We start from the raw sequence: 16212 nt of genomic DNA, 5'->3' as shown, positions 1-16212 counted from the left end.
GCGGGGCGACGACGACGGGCGGGTCAGGCGAAGCGGCAGGTGATGGTGCCGAGCGGGCCGTAGTCGGCGTAGACGGTGTCGCCCTCGTACACCCACATCGGGCGGGTGAAGGAGCCGGCGAGCACGATCTCACCGGCTTCGAGCGCGTCCCCGTGCTCGGCGATGCGGTTGGCCAGCCAGTGCACGCCGTTGGCCGGGTGGTTCAGCACGCCCGCGGCCACCCCGGTCTCGATGATCTCCTCGTTGCGGGAGAGGATGCCGGAGACCCACCGCAGGTCGACGTCGTGCACGCCCACGGGGCGGCCGCCGATCACCAGGGAGCCCAGGGCGGCGTTGTCCGAGATGGTGTCCGTGATGGTGCGGCCGGCCATCTCGATGCGCGAGTCCAGCACCTCCAGCGCGGGCACCACGTACTCGGTGGCGCGCAGCACGTCCATCAGGTTCAGGCCGGGCCCGCGCAGCTCGTCCCGCAGCACGAACGCCAGCTCCATCTCGATGCGCGGATGGGTGTACTTCTTCCACTCGTACACGTGGCCGGACTCGAACACCTGGTCGTCGAAGATCACGCCGTAGTCCGGTTCGTCGATCCCGGTCGCGTCCTGCATGGCCTTGGAGGTCAGGCCGATCTTGTGGCCCACCTTGCGGCGGCCCGCCTCGACCTGACGCTCGGCCCAGATGCGCTGGATGGCGTACGAGTCCTCGATCTCCATCTCCGGGTAGCGCGCGGTCAGCCGCGGCACGGGCACGCGGTCGATGCCCGCGCGGTGCAGCTCGTCGGCGATCTTGAGGTGGGTCTCGTGGTCCAGCACAGCGGTCTCCTTCACGACGACGGGCAGGGGCCTGGCCTTGATCGTATACGATTACGCGGCTCGGCCCCCGGCCCCGTCGCCATCCTGTCACCGCCCCGGATCAGTCCGGGGTGCGCGTCCCGATGCCCAGCCCGGGCTGGCGGCGGTGCACCGTGAGCCAGGCCAGCCCCCCGACGCCCGTCTGCGAGGCGGGACACCCCTGCTCCCCACGCTTTGAGGCGGGAAATCGAGCTCAAACTGGCCCTCCTGGCTCGAATGAGATGGATTTTCCGCCTCGAACGGCGCGGGGCGGGGAGACGCGGAGGGTGGCAGGGAGGGCGGACGCCGACGGCGGGCACCTGCGTTGGGTGCCCGCCGTCGTCGTGGTGTCCCGGAGCGGTGCCGGCAGTGCCGGTCAGAGCTGGTTGCCGAGCTTGTACTCGCCCTGCTTCCACTCCGGCATGGACTCCTCGCCCTGCCCCTCGCGGGTGTAGGAGAAGCCGTCGGCGCCGATGGTCACGGCCATCTCCGAGTCGTCGGTGCGGGAGACCAGCGGCTGCAGGTTGCCGTCGAGGTCCAGCACGCGGGAGGCGTCGGTGTACCAGGACGGCACGACCGGGGTGCCCCACCAGTCGCGGCGCTGGTTGTCGTGCACGTCCCAGGTGACCACGGGGTTGTCCGGGTCACCGGTGTAGTAGTCCTGGGTGTAGACCTCCACGCGGTGGCCGTCCGGGTCACGCAGGTAGAGGTAGAACGCGTTGGAGACGCCGTGGCGACCCGGGCCGCGCTCGATGTGGTCGGACATGCGCAGGGCGCCGAGCTTGTCGCAGATCGCCAGGATGTTGTGCTTCTCGTGCGTGGCGAAGCACACGTGGTGCATCCGGGGGCCGTCGCCGCCGGTCATGGCGGTGTCGTGCACGGTGGGCTTGCGGCGCATCCACGCGGCGTAGACGGTGCCCTTCTCGTCCTGGATGTCCTCGGTGACGCGGAAGCCCAGGTCCTGCATGTAGCGGGCGGCACGCGGCACATCCGGGGTCACCTGGTTGAAGTGGTCCAGGCGGACCAGGGCGCCCGGGGTGTAGAGGTCGTAGCGCCAGGCCAGGCGCTCCACGTGCTCGACGTCGTGGAAGAACTCGTAGGGGAAGCCCAGCGGGTCCTCGACGCGCACGGAGTCGCCGACGCCCTTGACGAAGCCGTCCTTCCGGCGCTCCACGCGGCAGCCCAGCTCCTCGTAGAAGGCGACCGCCTTGTCCAGGTCCTCGGGGGTGCGCACGCGGTAGGAGAACGCGGCCACGGCGGCGGTCTCGCCCTGGCGCAGCACCAGGTTGTGGTGGATGAACTCCTCCATGGAGCGCAGGTAGACGGTCTCCTCGTCCTCCTCGGTGACCACGAGGCCGAGCACATCCACGTAGAACTCGCGGGACTGGGCGAGGTCCGTGACCACGAGCTCCATCGAGGCGCAGCGCAGGATGTCCGGCGCCTCGGACGTCGGGGTGGGGAGGGGGTTCTCCGGGTCGATGGGGGCTTCCTTCGTGACGAAGAAGCCGGAGGAGGTCTTCTGGCGGCTCTCGAGGTTGGTCATCGGTGCTCCTTGGTGAGGGGGCGGTGCGCTGTGGCCTGGGACACGGTCGCTCACTCGATCGTATACGATCCAGGCGACCGGCGGGAAGGCCGTCGAGGAACGCGGGTTGAGTTGTCGCGGGTCCGGGGCGCCCGCACCCGCGACAACTCACCCCGCGTCGGGTGGGCCGGGGGAGAGACCCGGCCCGGCCCCACCACGACGACGGCGCCCGCACCGTCGCGGGGACGGTGCGGGCGCCGTCATGGTCGCCGGTCAGCGCGGGGTCAACCGTCGATCTTCGCCGCGGCCTGCTCCTGCTTGCCGAACACCGGGTTGTGGACCTCGCCGAGGTTGATGTGCACGGCCTGCTGATCGGTGTAGAAGTCGATCGAGCGGTAGCCGCCCTCGTGGCCCAGGCCGGAGGCCTTCACCCCGCCGAACGGGGTGCGCAGGTCCCGCACGTTGTTGGAGTTCAGCCACACCATGCCGGCCTCCACGTTCTGCGCGACGTTGTGGGCGCGCTTGAGGTCGTTCGTCCAGATGTAGGCGGCCAGGCCGTACTTGGTGTTGTTGGCCAGCTGCAGGGCCTCCTCCTCCGTGTCGAACGGGGTGATGGCCACCACCGGGCCGAAGATCTCCTCCTGGAAGATCCGGGCGTCCGGGGCCACGTCCGCGAACACGGTGGGCTGCACGAAGTTGCCCTCGGGGAAGCCCTCCGGGCGACCGCCGCCGGCCACCAGGCGGGCCTCGGTCTTGCCGATCTCCACGTAGGACATGACCTTCTCGAAGTGCTCCGGGTGCACGATCGCACCGACCTCGGTGGTCTCGTCGTCCGGCAGGCCGACCTTCACACGGGAGGCCTGGGCGGCGTAGCGCTCCACGAACTCGTCGTAGACGGAGCGCTGGACCAGGATGCGGGAGCCGGCGGTGCAGCGCTCGCCGTTCAGGGAGAACACGCCGAAGATGGTCGCGTCGATCGCCGCGTCCAGGTCCGCGTCCTCGAACACCACGGCCGGGGACTTGCCGCCGAGCTCCATGGACAGGCCCTTCAGGTGCGGGGCGGCGTTGGCGAAGATGATCTGGCCGGTGCGGGACTCGCCGGTGAAGGAGATCAGCGGCACGTCCGGGTGCTTCACGAGCGGGTCGCCCGCGTAGCCCTCCTCGCCGAAGCCGTGCACCATGTTGAACACGCCCTTCGGCAGGCCGGCCTCTTCGAAGATCCCGCCCCACAGGGAGGCCGAGAGCGGGGTGAACTCCGCCGGCTTCAGGACCACCGAGTTGCCGGTGGCGATGGCCGGGGCCAGCTTCCAGGACTCCAGCATGAACGGGGTGTTCCACGGGGTGATCAGGCCGGCGACGCCGATCGGCTTGCGGTTCACGTAGTTGATCTGGCGACCCGGCACCTTGAAGGTGTCGTCGTGCTGGGCCACGATCAGGTCCGCGAAGAAGCGGAAGTTCTCGGCGGCGCGGGCGGCCTGGCCCCTCGCCTGCTTGATCGGCAGGCCGGTGTCGAAGCACTCCATCTCGGCCAGCTGGTCGCCGCGGGTCTCCATGATGTCGGCGATCCGGTGCAGCACACGGGAACGCTGGCGCGGCAGGGCCTGGGACCATTCGCCGGACTCGAAGGCCCGCTTCGCGGCGGCGACGGCGCGGTCGATGTCCGCGGCCTTGCCGGAGGCGGCCGTCAGGTACGGCTCGTTGGTCACCGGGTCGAGCACCTCGAAGGTGTCGCCGTCGATCGAGTCGACGAACTCGCCGTCGATGTAGTGGCGCAGGACGTCGGGCAGGCCCTCGGGCGTGCGGGCCTCGATGCTGGTCTTCTCCGTCATGGTGTCTCTTTCGCTGAGTGCTTCGGGTGGGTCTGATGATCGGGGCCTGGAGCCGACGGCGTCGGCGCCGGTCCGGCCGGCGCTCACGCGGACGGCTCGGCGCTGTGCTCCAGGTAGGCGCGCAGGGTGTTCAGGCGGTGGGCGCGGGCGGCGGCCTCGATCTCCTCGAAGCGCGCCCCGTCCTCGATCAGGCGCAGCAGGTGCTCGTGCTCGTCCACGGAGGCCACCGCCCGACCGGGCACGTACGCGAACGTGGAGGAGCGCAGCGCGGCCAGGCGGTTCCAGCCGCGGTGCACCAGGTCGTGCACGTGCTCGTTCTGGTGATGCTCGAACAGGATCGAGTGGAAGCGACGGTTGAGCTCGGTGAACGCCACCGGGTCCCAGGCCTTCTCCGACTCCGTCATCGCGCGCATGGTCGCGTTCACCTCGCGGGCCGCCGCGAGGTCCTCGGCGGTCACGTGCGGGGCGCACTGGGCGGTGGAGAACCCCTCCACCAGCGCCAGCGTCTCCATGGTGTGGCGGTACTCGACCGGGTCGATGCCCACCACGGTGGCGCCCACGTTGCGCTCGTAGGCCACCAGCTTCTCGGACTGCAGGCGGCGGATCGCCTCCCGCACGGGCACCACGGACATGCCCAGCTCCGCGGCGATCTGGGACAGCACCAGCCGGTCGCCCGGCTCGTGGCGCTGGTCCCGGATCCCCTCGAGGATCGCCTGGTAGGCGCGGTCCGCCTTGGAGACGGGGGCGCCTGCGAGGCCGACCGTTCCGATGTCCGTGCGGCGCATGCTCAGGCGTCGCCCTCCGGGGCCGGGGCGTCCGGCAGGGTCTTGCGGTACTCGGCGAACTTGGCCTTCCACTCGGCGTTCGGGGGGAACATCCCGTCCACCGGGTAGCCGGCCTTGACCTGCTCGTACGCCCAGGCGTCCTGGAGCTCCTGCTCGTAGGCGTCGTCCACAACCTCCTGGAGCAGGGACGGCGGGATGACCACCACACCGTCGTCGTCGCCGACGATGATGTCGCCGGGCTGCACGGTGGTGCCGCCGCAGGCGATGGTGCCGCCGACCTCCCACGGGATGTGACGGCGGCCCAGCACCGCCGGGTGCGTGGCGCCGGCGTACACCTGGAGGCCGACCTCGGCGACGGCGGCGGAGTCGCGGATGCCGCCGTCCGTGATCACGGCGTTCGCGCCGTTCACCTGGGCGCGCAGGGCCAGGACGTCCCCGAGGGTGCCGGTGCCGTGCTCGCCACGGGCCTCCATGACCACCACGTCGTCCGGCTGCACCGAATCGATGGCCCGCTTCTGGGCGTTGAAGCCGCCGCCGAACTCCTTGGCCAGGTCCTCGCGCTTGGGGATGTAGCGCAGGGTCTTCGCGTAGCCGAGGACGCGCCGGCCCCGGTGGATCGGGCGCGGGCCGTCGATGGTCGCGTTCTGGACGCCGCGCTTCTGCAGCTGGGCGGTGAGGGTGGCCACCGCGATGGCGTCGATCTTGGCGCGCAGCTCCGGGGTCAGCAGGGAGCGGTCCGGCTGCGGGGCGCTCGCGACCCAGTGGCCGTTCTCGTCCACCGCGGACGACGACGGCGCCGCGGCCTGCGGGGCCAGACCGGCGGCCTCGCGGGAGCCCCAGGCCTCCTCGCGCTGCACGTCGTCCACCTGCGGCTGCGCGCCGAACGGGGCCAGGGAGTGCTCCGAGTCGACGACCGTCGTCACCAGGCGGCCGGTGGTCGGTGCGCCGGGGGCGCTGGGGGCGTCCACCTCCACCTCGACGACGTCGCCCGGCTGGGCCACGGAGGATCCGGCGGGGGTGCCGGTGAGGATGACGTCGCCCTCCTCGAGCGTCATGAGCTGCGAGAGGTCGGCCACGAGCTGGCCGAACGGGAAGACGAGGCCCTCGGTGGTGTCGTCCTGGACGATCTCGCCGTTGACCCAGGTGCGCACGCGCAGGGCGGCCGGGTCCAGGCCCGCGGCGGAGATCACCGCGGGGCCGAGCGGGGTGTAGCCGTCGCCGGACTTGTTCTTGACGTTGGAGCCCTTGTCCGCGTGGCGGAGGTCGTAGAGGCCCCAGTCGTTGGCGGCGGTGATGCCGGAGACGTGCGACCAGCCCTCCTCCGGGCTGACGCGCCGGGCGGTGCGGCCGATGATCAGCGCGATCTCGCCCTCGTAGGCGAGCAGCTCGGTGCCGGCGGGGCGCTCGATGGTGTCGCCGCTGCCGGCGAGGGAGGTGCCGGCCTTGAGGAAGTAGCCGGGGGCCTGCGGGGACCGGCCCCGCTGGGCGATGCGGGAGGGGTAGTTCAGGTGGACGGCGAGCACCTTGCCCGGCCGGTTCTCCCGGACGGTGAAGTCGTGCTCGGTGACGGTGGGCGTGGGATCCGGTGTGCTCTGCGTCATGGTCGAGATCGTATACGATCTCGCGGGCCCGGGGAAGAGGTCGCACGCCCGGCAGACGCGCCGGGCCGACGTCGTCGTGGGCGCCCGCCGCGGCTCAGCGGGCCCGGGCGATCGACTCGTTCACCGCCGGGGCCAGGCGCCGCACGCCCTCCACGAGCTTCTCGGCCGCCACGAACGAGTACGCCAGGCGCAGGGTGGAGTGCGTGCCCTCGACGGGGGTGAAGGCCGCCCCCGGCACGAACACCGCGCCCGCCTCGATGCCGCGGTGCATCACCTCGAGGGTGTCCACCCCGACGGGCAGGGTGGCCCACAGGAAGAAGCCGCCCTGCGGGGTGATGAACTCGACCGCCGGGTCCCAGTGCTCACGCACCGCGTCCACGAGCGCCGCGGCCCGCTCGCGGTACAGCCCGGTCACGTGGCGGACGTGGCCCTGCCAGTCCAGCTGCGTGACGAAGGCGGTGGAGAGCATCTGCGAGTACGTGGACGCGTGGATGTAGGCGGACTCCGCGCACAGGTAGAACTCGCGCTTGAGCGCGGCCGGCACGAGCGCCCAGCCGATGCGCACGCCCGGGGAGAAGATCTTGGACATCGTGCCGAGGTGGACCACGTTGTCCCGGTGGTCGGCGGCGATCGGGGCGACGGGCTCGCCGTCGAACGCGATCTGCCCGTACGGGTTGTCCTCCACGATGAGCACGCCGTGCTTCTCGCAGATCGCGCCCACCTCGGCGCGGCGGCCCGGGGGCAGCAGGGCGCCCGAGGGGTTCGCGAACGAGGGGATCGTGTAGAGGAAGGCCACGCGGCGGCCCTCGGCGGCCAGGCGGGTCAGGGTCTCGTCGAGGGCCGCGGGCACCAGGCCGTGGTCGTCGGTGCCCGTGGCCACGGCCTCGAGCTGCCAGGTGGTGAAGGTGGTCAACGCGCCCACGAACGTGGGGTCCTCCACCACGACGACGTCGCCCGGGTTCGCGAACGCCCGGCAGGCGGTGTCGATCGCGGCCTGCGAGCCGGGGGTGATGACCACGAGGTCGGGATCCGCGTCCGGGATGCCGTCGGCGGCCATCACGGCGGTCGCGGCGGCACGCATCTCCTCGGTGCCCTGGCCCGGGCCGTACTGCAGGGACTCCGTGCCGAACCGGGTCATCAGGTCGGAGGCGATCCGGCCCAGCTCGTCGAGGGGCAGGTCGGCGAGCCACGGGTTCCCGCCCGCGAGCGAGATGAGGTTCGGGTCCATCGCGATGTCGAAGACGTCGCGGACCGCGGACTGCTTCACGCCGACGGCGCGCTGGGACAGGTGATCTCGGAGGTTCCGCACGCTCGGCACCCTATAGCACGGCGCGGCCGTGCCCGAAGGTCCGATGACGGGCGACGACGGCGGGTCGCGCGGTCAGGGGGCGCTCGGCTCCTGGCCGGGGGACCACGTGCCCTGGGTCGGCTCGGCGGGACCCCACGACGACTCCTCGGCCGGCGCCCACGTCTGCCCGCCGGATCCGTCGCTCGGCTCCCCACTCGGCGTGGGGTCCCCCTGCGGGACGTCCACGGACTCGCCGAGGCGGAGCGGTTCGAGCCCCAACACGTCGTCGAGGTCCCGGCCGTCCACCTCGAGTCGGACCTGGCCCGCGGACGTGAAGGCGGCGGCGGTCGCCTGCAGCTGGGCGCGGATCCGCTCGGCCGTGCACTCGTCCTCCGGCGTCACGGTGCCGGTGAAGGTGAAGATCTCCACGTCGCCCTCGCGGCGGTGCCCGGTCGGGGTGAGGGTCTCGCGCGCGTCGAACACGGCGTTCCACAGCGACGGGTCGCCGTGCCAGCCGCGCTCGTCCGCGAACAGGAAGTCCAGGGCGGCGTCCGCCTCGTCCTCGGTGTCCGTCGGCACGGTCTGCACGGGCACCAGCAGGTCGCCGCAGCCGAAGGGCCGGCCGCTCGTCCCCGGGACCGCCTCCGGTTCCGCGACGGCGAGGTAGACCGTCAGCGGCTGATACCCCTCCGTCGCGGGCAGGGGCACGCCGTCGTCGGACGCCGAATCCTCGGCCAGTCCGGGGTCGACCGCGCAGCCGGCCAGCAGGCACGCGGCGGCCACGGCACCCGTGATCCGCAGGGCGCGGGAAGGGGAGGGCGCTTACCGTTCCTCTCGGTACGGCTTACACAGACCATCTGACACGCCCGGAACTTCCATCCTGCGGGAGAGGCCCGCTCGTCTCATCTCAGCCCGTACCCCGTGGCAAGAACCTCATGACCCACAACAGCTAGGCTGGAGGCCATGCCCGTGAGGAACCGTCGCGCCGCCGCCCTGCCCGCCAAGCTCAGCCGTTCCTGGCTGCTGGTCAACGCGGCCACCCCCGACGCGTTCGCCCCCGCCCTGGCCTCCGAGGCCGACTCCGTCATCTTCGACCTCGAGGCCGCCGTGCCGGAGGAGCAGAAGGACACGGCCCGCCAGCACGTCGTGGACGCCCTCTCCGGCGGCATGACGGCGTGGGTGCGCATCTCCGCGACCTCCACGGACCACTGGCAGCGGGACCTCGAGGCGCTCACGGGTCTCGACGGCGTGCGCGGCGTCGTGCTGGCCGAGACCGAGGAGCCGGAGCAGGTCACGTTCACCGCGATGCGTCTGCGCGCCGGCACCCCGGTGATCGCCCTGCTGGAGTCCGCCCTGGGCATCGAGAACGCCACGGCCGTGGCCAAGGCGCCGGGCACGTTCCGTCTCGCCTTCGGCGTGAACGACTTCCGCAAGGACGTCGGCGTCGGCGAGGACCCGCTGGCCATGGCCTACGCCCGCTCCCGCATGGTGATCGCCTCCCGCGTGGGCGGTCTGCCCGGGGCGATCGACGGACCGCCCGGCAACGCGGACGGTGAGGACGCGGTCGTCGACTCCAGCGCCGTCACCGCCTCGATGGGCATGACCGGCCGCCTCGTCCTGAACCGGGATCAGGTGGACTGGGTCAACCGGGCGATGTCCCCGTCCGAGGACGAGCTCGCGTGGGCCCGCGACCTGCTCGAGAAGCATGCTCAGGGCGCCGCCGTCGGCGACGGTTCGTACCTGCCCCGCGTGCTGCGCGCCCAGAAGATCGCGGACCTCGCGGACTCGTACGGGCTCTGGAACGCGTGAGCACGGCCGGGGCGCGCGCATGAGTCCCCGCACCGACGGGTGGCTCCGCCCATGATGGCGTGGATCGACGGGCTGCCGCTGCTGTGGTCCATCGGGTTCTTCTGGATGCTGGCGATCCTGCGCACCCTGATCGTGTTCTCGCTCGGGCGGGGGCTGGCCTCCGGCGTCGAGCGGACCCGCTGGTTCGCCCGCGTGATGGAGGGGCCCGTCTATGTCCGCGCCCAGCGCTTCATCCAGCGCCACGGGGTGTGGGCCATCCCGTTCTGCTACCTCACGGTGGGCATCCAGACGGCGGTGATCGGCTCCGCCGGCGTCGCCCGCATGCCCTGGCGCCGGTTCCTGCCGGCGGCCGCGCTCGGCACGTTCCTGTGGGGCGTGGTGTACGGGACCGTCGGGATGGCCGTGGTGTGGGCCGTCATCGGCGCGGCGCTCGGAGAGGGCCGGGGCGCCCTCGCCCTCGTGCTGATCCTCGCGGCCGTGGCTGCGTTCGTCGTGTGGCGCCGACGCCGCACGCTGCGCCGGCACGGGGCCGGGTGACGTCGTCGTCCGTGACGCGGGCCGGGCTGCGCCGCCGGGGGACTAGAGTTGACCGCGTCTTCGCCCCGGCCAGCCGCCCCGCGGCCGGGGCCGCCACCCCTTCGGAAGGACCACCATGAGCGACGAGCGCGCCCGCAGCTTCTCCGCCTCCACCGCCTCCGCCGCCGACGACGGCGCCCGCGGCACCGGCACGACCCGCGTCAAGCGCGGCCTGGCGGACATGATGAAGGGCGGCGTGATCATGGACGTCGTCAACGCGGAGCAGGCGCGCATCGCCGAGGACGCCGGCGCCGTGGCCGTCATGGCGCTCGAGCGGGTCCCGGCCGACATCCGCGCCCAGGGCGGCGTGGCCCGCATGTCCGACCCCGACCTGATCGACGGCATCGTCGAGGCCGTGTCCATCCCCGTGATGGCCAAGGCGCGCATCGGCCACTTCGTGGAGGCCCAGGTGCTGCAGGCGCTCAAGGTGGACTTCATCGACGAGTCCGAGGTGCTCTCCCCGGCGGACTACGTGAACCACATCGACAAGTGGGACTTCGACGTGCCCTTCGTGTGCGGCGCCACCAACCTCGGCGAGGCCCTGCGCCGCATCACCGAGGGCGCGGCCATGATCCGGTCCAAGGGCGAGGCCGGCACCGGCGACGTCTCCGAGGCCGTGAAGCACATCCGCACCATCCGCAAGGAGATCGCCCAGCTCCAGGGCCTGGCCCAGGACGAGCTGTACGTGGCCGCGAAGGAGCTGCAGGCGCCGTACGAGCTGGTGCGCGAGGTCGCCGAGACCGGCGCCCTGCCCGTCGTGATGTTCACCGCCGGCGGCGTGGCCACCCCGGCCGACGCAGCCCTGATGATGCAGATGGGCGCCGACGGCGTGTTCGTGGGCTCCGGCATCTTCAAGTCCGGCAACCCGGCCGAGCGCGCCCGCGCCATCGTCAAGGCCACCGCCCAGTTCGACGACCCGATGGCGGTCGCCGAGGCCTCCCGCGGCCTGGGTGAGGCCATGGTGGGCATCAACGTGGGCGACCTGCCCGCCCCGCACCGCCTGGCCGAGCGCGGCTGGTGAGTCCACAGAAGACCGTCGGCGTGTTCGCCCTCCAGGGCGACGTGCGGGAGCACGCCCACGTGCTCGAGTCCCTCGGCGCGCGCACGCGCCCCGTGCGCCGCCCCGCGGACCTCGAGGGTCTGGACGGCATCGTGCTGCCCGGCGGCGAGTCCTCCGTGATGGACCGCCTCGCCCGGATCATGGGGCTCAAGGACCCGCTCATCGCCGCCCTCCGCGACGGGCTGCCCGCCTACGGCACGTGCGCGGGGCTGATCATGCTGGCCCGCGAGATCCGCAACCCGGCGCCGGATCAGGGCGGGCTCGGCGTGCTGGACGTGGCCGTGCGGCGCAACGCCTTCGGCGCGCAGGTGGACTCGTTCGAGGAGGACCTGGACATCCCCGCGGTCGCGGCGGAGCCGGTGCACGCCGTGTTCATCCGCGCCCCCGCCGTCGTCCAGGCGGGGGAGGGCGTCGAGGTCCTGGCGAGCGTGCCGGCGTCGCGCCTGTCCGTGCCCGCGGCGGAACCGGGGCTCGACGGCGACGCGCGGCTGCCCGTGGCCGTGCGGCAGGGCCACCTGCTCGCCACGGCCTTCCACCCTGAGGTGACCGGCGACTGGTCCTTCCACCGGGCGTTCCTCGCGGGGCTCTGAGCGGCCGGCCGGCCCCGCGCGCGACGGGCGCGGGGCTCAGGCCTCCGCGAGCACCTCGGAGGTGACGCGGACGTCCTTCTGGGGGTCCAGGCCGAGCTCGTCGGCCACGGCCGTGGCGACGGAGGGCAGGGTGAGCGCGCCGTCGTGGGCGTTGAGGCCCCCGGCGAAGCCCTCGTCCGCGGCCAGCGCCGCACGCCATCCGAGGTCGGCGATGCGCTTGATGTAGGGCAGCGTCGCGTTGGTCAGGGCCGAGGTGGAGGTCTGGGGCACGGCGCCGGGCATGTTGGAGACGCAGTAGTAGATCTTGTCCCCCACGAGGTACGTCGGGTCCTGGTGGGTGGTGGCCCGCGAGTTCTCGAAGCAGCCGCCCTGGTCGATCGCGATGTCCACCAGCACCGAGCCGGGCCGCATGGACTCCACCATCTCGGCGGTCACCAGCTTCGGGGCCGCGGCGCCGGGGATCAGCACGGAGCCGATCACGAGGTCCGCGTCCGCCACGGTCTCACCGATGTTCAGGTGGGACGAGGCCAGCGTGCGGATCCGGCCCTGGTGGACGGCGTCCAGCTGCGCGAGCCGCTCGAGGGAGATGTCCAGGACGGTCACGTCCGCGCCCATGCCCGCGGCGATCACGGCCGCCGCCTCGCCGGCCACACCTCCGCCGATCACGGCCACCCGGGCGCGGCGGGTGCCGGGCACGCCGCCCATCAGCACACCCGAGCCGCCCTGCGGCTGGAGGAGGTGGTAGGCGCCCGCGGCGGGGGCCAGGCGGCCGGCCACCTGGCTCATGGGGGCCAGCAGCGGCAGGGAGCGACCGCGGGTGACCGTCTCGTAGGCGATCGCCGTCGTGCCGGCGTCCAGGATCGCCCGCGTGCACGCGGGGGAGGCGGCCAGGTGCAGGTAGGTGAAGAGGACCTGGCCGCGGCGCAGGCGGCCGTACTCCTCCGGCTGCGGCTCCTTGACCTTGAGGACCAGCTCGGCGCGCTCCCAGAGCTCGTCGACGTCGTCGACCAGCTCGGCGCCGGCGTCGCGGTAGTCCTGGTCCGAGGCGCCGGAGCCGGCGCCGGCCCCCGACTGCACGAGGACCTGGTGGCCTGCGCGCACCAGCTCCTGGACCCCGCCCTGCGTCAGGGCCACACGGAACTCGTTGTTCTTCACTTCGGTGGGCACGGCGACCAACATGCGGCGAATCTAGCCCATCCGGCCCGTTCCGGCGAGGGCGCGGGGGCCGCTGCGCGGTCGCCGGTGCCGCCGTCACCGCGGTGCCCGTCCCGTCATACTGGTGCGGTGACTCCCGCGCTGATCTCCCTCGTGGCCGTGCTCCTGCTCCTGGTGGGGCTGGTGGGCACCGTGTACCCCGTCCTGCCCGGCTCGCTGCTCAACCTCGTGACGGCTCTCGGGTGGGCCGCGCTGCTGGGTTCCCCCGCGTCCTGGACGTTCGGCGTCATCGCGGCCGGTCTCGCCGTGGCGGGGCTGAGCGCGTCCGCGGTGCTGACCGGCCGACGGCTGCGACGTGAACGCGTCACCCGCGGCCCGATCCTGTGGGGGGTGGCCGGGGCCGCCGTCGGGTTCTTCGTGATCCCGGTGGTAGGGCTGTTCCTCGGCTTCGCCGTCGGCCTGTTCGCCTCCCAGTGGGCCCGCACCCGGGACGCCCGGGCCGCGCTCAGCAGCTCGATCGGCGCGCTCACGGCCATGGGCATGGGCATGCTCGTGGAGTTCTGCTGTGCGCTGGGCTCGCTGACCGCCGTGGGCGTGGGCGCCCTGGTGCACGGCGTCACCGCCTGAACCGCCGGAGCCGTCCGTCCGGCGGGACCCCGCGCGCGCCGGACCCTTCGCCGGCTCAGCCGCCGGCGGGCACCCTGCCGGTCTGGGCGAGGGCGGCGAAGCCGAGGACGTGCTCCCGCAGCTCCTGCGCGGCCGCCCGGCCGTCCCCGGCGGCGGAGGCGGCGAGGATCCGCCGATGGTCGGCCTGCAGGCCGGCGCGCACGGCGGGCCAGTCGGACAGCCCGGCCACGGTCTCGGTCACGTAGCCGATGGTCGCCTGGCGCAGGGAGTCCAGCATCATCGCCGTCACGACGTTCCCGCCCAGGGTGGCCAGCCGCACATGGAACTCGGTGTCGAGCAGGTGGAAGTCCTCTTCCGGCAGCGCGGGGTCGTCCATCCGGTCCAGCAGGGTTTCCACCTCGGCCAGGACGGCGACGCTCTCGGGGTCGCCGGAGGTGGCGGCGGCCGCCTGCGCCGCATCGGTCTCGAGGAGCACGCGCGCGGCGACGACGTCGGCCATCGGCAGGGACCGGGTGGCGATGTGCAGGCGCAGCGCCCAGCCCAGCGCCGCGGACGGCTCGGAGACGACGACGGCGCCCGAGTTCGGCCCGGAGCCGGCGCTGGCGCGGATCAGGCCCATGGCCTCGAGCATCCGGGTGGCCTCCCGCACGGACGCCCGGGAGATGCCGAAGCGTTCGGCCAGGGTGCGTTCGCCGGGCAGCTTGTCCCCCACGACCACGGCGCCGGAGCGCAGCTCGGCCTCGAGCCAGTCGAGCACGATGGTGTAGGCGGGGGCAGCGGTCATGGACGGACCTTCCGAGGGGGCGGGGCGGCGACCGTCCATCCTACCGATGGACGCCGCCCCGCTCGGGTGGTGCAGGCGGTCAGCCCGCCGCCGGCAGCATCCACGCCAGCACGTTGGACTGCAGGTACACGAGCGTGCACACCGCCAGCAGGAGCACGAGCGACCACACCACCACGCGGCGCAGGATCTCGGACTCCCGGCCCTCCATGCCGACCGCCGTCGCGGCGATCGCCAGGGACTGCGGGGAGATCATCTTGCCCACGACGCCGCCGGAGGTGTTGGCGGCCACCAGCAGGGCCGGATCGGCGCCGATGTTCGTGGCGGCGGTCTGCTGCAGGGTGGAGAACAGGGCGTTCGCGGAGGTGTCCGAGCCGGTCACGGCGGTGCCGAGCCAGCCGAGCACCGGGGACAGGAACACGAAGGCCGCGCCCAGGCCGGCCACCCACGTGCCCATGGCGACCGTCTGGCCCGAGAAGTTCATGACGTAGGCCAGGGAGAGCACGATCACGATCGTCAGGGCGGACCAGCGCATGCGGGCGAAGCAGCGGCCGATCTCGGCGAGCGCGTTCCCCACCGAGAGCGGGAACCGGCCGTCGTGGTCGAACCGGGAGTAGACCACGGCCATGATCAGGCCGGCGATCAGCAGCAGCGTGCCGGGGGAGGCCAGCCACTCGAACTTGTACACGGTGCTCGCCAGGGGCGCGCCGGAGGCGTCGACGAGGTGCCCGTCGAGCCCGGGCCACGGGATCTTGGCGGTGGCGGAGTTCAGGGCCGCGGTGATCGAGGGGACCAGCTTGGCCAGGGCGAACACGGCCACGACCACGATGTAGGGCAGCACGGCCATGAAGATCCGGCCGGGGGTGAGGTCCTGCGCCGCCGCGCGGGCGGGGGCGTCGAGGCGCTGGCGGGCCTCCTCGGCGCCCCGCGGCCGCCAGAAGCGCAGCAGCAGGACGGCGGCGGCGAGGGAGACCAGGGAGGCCACGACGTCGGTGAGCTCGTAGGAGAAGTAGGTCGAGGCCAGCCAGATGGCGACGGCGAAGCTCGCGCCGATCACGATCAGTGCCGGCCACGTCTGCCGCACGCCGCGCAGCCCGTCGATGATGAACACGAGCAGGAACGGCACGAACACGGCCACGAACGGGGCCTGGTGGCCGACGATCGCGCCGATGTGCGTGGCGGGGATGCCGGTGAGCGTGCCCGCGGTGGTGATGGGGGTGCCCACGGCGCCGAAGGCCACGGGCGCGGTGTTCGCCAGCAGCACGGCGGTGGCCGCCCGCAGCGGGGGCACACCCAGGCCGAGCACCATGGTGGCCGTGATGGCCACGGGGGCGCCGAAGCCGGCGAGGGCCTCGAGCAGGCCGCCGAAGCAGAACGCGATGAGCACGGCCTGGATGCGGATGTCTCCGCCGCCGAGCGAGTCGAAGATCGCGCGCATGTCGTCGAATCGCCCGGAGAGCACGGTGACCTGGTAGAACCACAGCGCCATCACGACGATCCAGACGATCGGGAACAGGCCGAAGGTCGCTCCCTGGGCGGCGGCCAGCGCCGCCAGGTGGGCCGGCATGTGGAAGCCCAGCACGGCCACGAGCAGGGCCACCACGAGCGCGGCGAGCCCCGACTGCCAGGCCTTGAGGCGCAGACCGAGGAGGGTGGCGAAGAACGTCAGCAGGGGCAGGACGCCGAGCGCGGCGGAGAGCGCGACGCTGCCGGCGGCATCGGGGGTGGGGGTGAAGGTGTGCACGGGGGTCTCCCGGTGGGC

The 16212-nt window shown here is 72.7% G+C and carries 15 protein-coding genes; 5 read left to right on the top strand and 10 right to left on the bottom strand.

The window, feature by feature from the left end; all coding sequences use genetic code 11:
• Window positions 1–23 precede the first annotated feature (23 nt).
• The 7 genes from J1M38_RS07150 to J1M38_RS07120 form a co-directional block, all read right to left on the bottom strand.
• Window positions 24–809, bottom strand: coding sequence for a 2-keto-4-pentenoate hydratase (locus J1M38_RS07150; protein WP_119217764.1), 786 nt, complete (start codon window positions 807–809; stop codon window positions 24–26).
• Between the two features lie 394 nt (window positions 810–1203).
• Window positions 1204–2370: a 3,4-dihydroxyphenylacetate 2,3-dioxygenase gene (gene hpaD, locus J1M38_RS07145; protein ID WP_134377411.1), complete on the bottom strand. Its 1167-nt coding sequence runs from the start codon at window positions 2368–2370 to the stop codon at window positions 1204–1206.
• 263 nt (window positions 2371–2633) lie between these two features.
• Window positions 2634–4178 (bottom strand): 5-carboxymethyl-2-hydroxymuconate semialdehyde dehydrogenase, encoded by a 1545-nt coding sequence (hpaE, locus tag J1M38_RS07140; protein ID WP_144862394.1) that lies wholly within the window; start codon window positions 4176–4178, stop codon window positions 2634–2636.
• 83 nt (window positions 4179–4261) lie between these two features.
• Complete coding sequence (locus J1M38_RS07135) at window positions 4262–4963, bottom strand: GntR family transcriptional regulator (protein WP_144820226.1); 702 nt, start codon at window positions 4961–4963, stop codon at window positions 4262–4264.
• A gap of 2 nt (window positions 4964–4965) precedes the next feature.
• Complete coding sequence (locus J1M38_RS07130; RefSeq protein WP_041102617.1) at window positions 4966–6564, bottom strand: fumarylacetoacetate hydrolase family protein; 1599 nt, start codon at window positions 6562–6564, stop codon at window positions 4966–4968.
• A 94-nt stretch (window positions 6565–6658) separates the two neighbouring features.
• Window positions 6659–7873 carry a PLP-dependent aminotransferase family protein gene (locus tag J1M38_RS07125; RefSeq protein WP_036313508.1) on the bottom strand — a complete coding sequence of 405 codons (1215 nt, stop codon included), beginning with the start codon at window positions 7871–7873 and terminating at the stop codon, window positions 6659–6661.
• 72 nt (window positions 7874–7945) lie between these two features.
• Complete coding sequence (locus J1M38_RS07120) at window positions 7946–8635, bottom strand: hypothetical protein (protein ID WP_342356217.1); 690 nt, start codon at window positions 8633–8635, stop codon at window positions 7946–7948.
• 180 nt (window positions 8636–8815) lie between these two features.
• Between J1M38_RS07120 and J1M38_RS07115 the strand changes: the two genes are divergently transcribed.
• From J1M38_RS07115 to pdxT, 4 genes are all read left to right on the top strand, one after another.
• The gene (locus tag J1M38_RS07115) at window positions 8816–9661 is read left to right on the top strand and encodes a CoA ester lyase (RefSeq protein WP_041102619.1); all 846 of its coding nucleotides are present in this window, start codon (window positions 8816–8818) and stop codon (window positions 9659–9661) included.
• A 51-nt stretch (window positions 9662–9712) separates the two neighbouring features.
• Window positions 9713–10198: a DedA family protein gene (locus J1M38_RS07110; RefSeq protein WP_060974159.1), complete on the top strand. Its 486-nt coding sequence runs from the start codon at window positions 9713–9715 to the stop codon at window positions 10196–10198.
• Between the two features lie 115 nt (window positions 10199–10313).
• The gene (pdxS, locus tag J1M38_RS07105) at window positions 10314–11258 is read left to right on the top strand and encodes a pyridoxal 5'-phosphate synthase lyase subunit PdxS (protein WP_036313496.1); all 945 of its coding nucleotides are present in this window, start codon (window positions 10314–10316) and stop codon (window positions 11256–11258) included.
• Window positions 11255–11887: a pyridoxal 5'-phosphate synthase glutaminase subunit PdxT gene (pdxT, locus tag J1M38_RS07100; RefSeq protein ID WP_170721351.1), complete on the top strand. Its 633-nt coding sequence runs from the start codon at window positions 11255–11257 to the stop codon at window positions 11885–11887. The genes pdxS and pdxT overlap by 4 nt, the downstream gene beginning before the upstream one ends.
• Before the next feature lie 36 nt (window positions 11888–11923).
• On the opposite strand, the gene ald is transcribed toward pdxT, so the two are convergent.
• Window positions 11924–13066, bottom strand: coding sequence for an alanine dehydrogenase (gene ald, locus J1M38_RS07095; RefSeq protein ID WP_206481710.1), 1143 nt, complete (start codon window positions 13064–13066; stop codon window positions 11924–11926).
• A 105-nt stretch (window positions 13067–13171) separates the two neighbouring features.
• On the opposite strand from ald, the gene J1M38_RS07090 reads away from it, so the two are divergent.
• Window positions 13172–13669, top strand: coding sequence for a DUF456 domain-containing protein (locus J1M38_RS07090; protein WP_036339666.1), 498 nt, complete (start codon window positions 13172–13174; stop codon window positions 13667–13669).
• A 55-nt stretch (window positions 13670–13724) separates the two neighbouring features.
• Here the strand turns inward: J1M38_RS07090 and J1M38_RS07085 are convergent, their stop codons facing one another.
• Window positions 13725–14453: a FadR/GntR family transcriptional regulator gene (locus J1M38_RS07085; protein WP_036313468.1), complete on the bottom strand. Its 729-nt coding sequence runs from the start codon at window positions 14451–14453 to the stop codon at window positions 13725–13727.
• A 79-nt stretch (window positions 14454–14532) separates the two neighbouring features.
• Window positions 14533–16194 carry an L-lactate permease gene (locus J1M38_RS07080; protein ID WP_020628227.1) on the bottom strand — a complete coding sequence of 554 codons (1662 nt, stop codon included), beginning with the start codon at window positions 16192–16194 and terminating at the stop codon, window positions 14533–14535.
• Window positions 16195–16212: the final 18 nt, after the last annotated feature.

This window comes from Micrococcus sp. KRD070 (genome assembly GCF_017168435.1).
GTDB classification, from domain to species: domain Bacteria; phylum Actinomycetota; class Actinomycetes; order Actinomycetales; family Micrococcaceae; genus Micrococcus; species Micrococcus luteus.
The sequence above is the reverse complement of the archived record's forward strand: the minus strand, read 5'-3'. Positions and strand labels throughout refer to the sequence as shown.